This window comes from Gilliamella sp. Fer4-1 (assembly GCF_001690515.1).
Lineage (GTDB): Bacteria > Pseudomonadota > Gammaproteobacteria > Enterobacterales > Orbaceae > Gilliamella > Gilliamella apicola_C.
Genome location: NZ_LZGZ01000243.1, coordinates 1 through 1,315 on the forward strand (window position 1 = coordinate 1; position 1,315 = coordinate 1,315).

A 1,315-nucleotide genomic window follows, 5' to 3' on the forward strand; every position below is an offset into this window, starting at 1 on the left:
AATTAGCGCTGGATTGTACCATAAGGAAATTGTTAGGTAGTTCAATTGCATTAATAAATGGATTTGATGTTTCAAAATAGATCACCCATTTTAAAGCATTTTCTGATGTTAAGTAGGCGATAAAACCTTCAGAGCCATAACTCCCCTCACCTAAATAGCAGTTATTACCATCATTTAGGGCTATTTTTTTGATGATATCAATACTAGTTATATTATCAGGATCTTCGCTCAAAAAAAGATTCAAATTAAATGGCTTCCCCTTTTTTATAAATAATTGGGGATAAAATTGGGTTGAAAAAGAAATTGAATCACCAGTGGCAAAGTAAATGCCATCTTTTATCGGTAGTGTTTGCCTATCCCATAACGCCAATATTTTGGTCATCTAATCATCCTTTAATACTTATAAATAGATATCAAAAAGCATTTTGTTGTATGTACCCTGAAATACTTGTTTTATACAATTGTTATTAATTATCATTACCTGATTTATATGGAATATTAATGAAGTTAACTTTTTGTTTTTCAAATTTTCCTTTATATTGCTTTAAAGTTGAATGATTAACTACACTGTATTTATCTAACTCATGATGCAAAGTGCCATCATCCTCCCAAGAACATAATGGGCAAACATCGTATTGCCCTTGATGTTCTAAGGTTAAATAGCTACAACATGGGCATATATATAAAATATCTTCATCGCCAATAATAGTGATAGGTTCATTATATAAATCACTAATGTATTTTTTTAAATAGTGATTAGAATATCCTTTCAGCTTAATATCAATAAAATAGTCCAATAAAAATATTTGAACGGCACCATCAAAAATACTTGTATATGTTAAAGATTGACCATGCTCATCAAGGTAATCAGCAAAGAGAATATTCTCAATCTCTTTTGTTGGGCATTGTATAATCATATTAATAGCTAATTGTGTTAAAGCAAGTTTACGGCTAAGTGTCTTCATTGCAAATGCCCTATCATTATTATTAACCTATCTATTTCATGATTTTATACAAAATTAAATGTTATTTAATATGTCACAATTAAAGTTACTTTGATTTAGGTTTATCTTATTTAAAACCAATCTTTTGATATCATTAAATATGTTGTAAAACTTCAATGTGATTTTCCTTCATCATAGATAGTATTAAGTTTTATTGTGGCTGAAATTATCTAATTTAAACAAAAGATAGTCATATAATTTTTCTGCAAAAAAATTAGCATGTTCACTTTTTACTATTAAATTAAAAAAATAATATTGATCATACAACTCATCAATCATAAGGTCGGAAAGCATAAAAAACTCAAGGTATG

At 27.8% G+C, this 1,315-nt stretch carries 2 protein-coding genes; both read right to left on the reverse strand.

The annotated features are described in order from the left end of the window. Positions 1 to 382: hypothetical protein (locus tag A9G30_RS08570; protein ID WP_065588672.1), on the reverse strand; the 382-nt coding region annotated here is incomplete at its 3' end. Between the two features lie 85 nt (positions 383 to 467). Further along, entirely contained in the window at positions 468 to 965 is a 498-nt protein-coding gene (locus A9G30_RS08575) for a CPCC family cysteine-rich protein (protein WP_065582913.1), read from the reverse strand. Positions 966 to 1,315: the final 350 nt, after the last annotated feature.

Bases quoted from the DNA above. Each gene is read 5' to 3' on its own strand.
- A9G30_RS08575 (WP_065582913.1), bottom strand. From the start codon at position 965: ATGAAGACACTTAGCCGTAAACTTGCTTTAACACAATTAGCTATTAAT.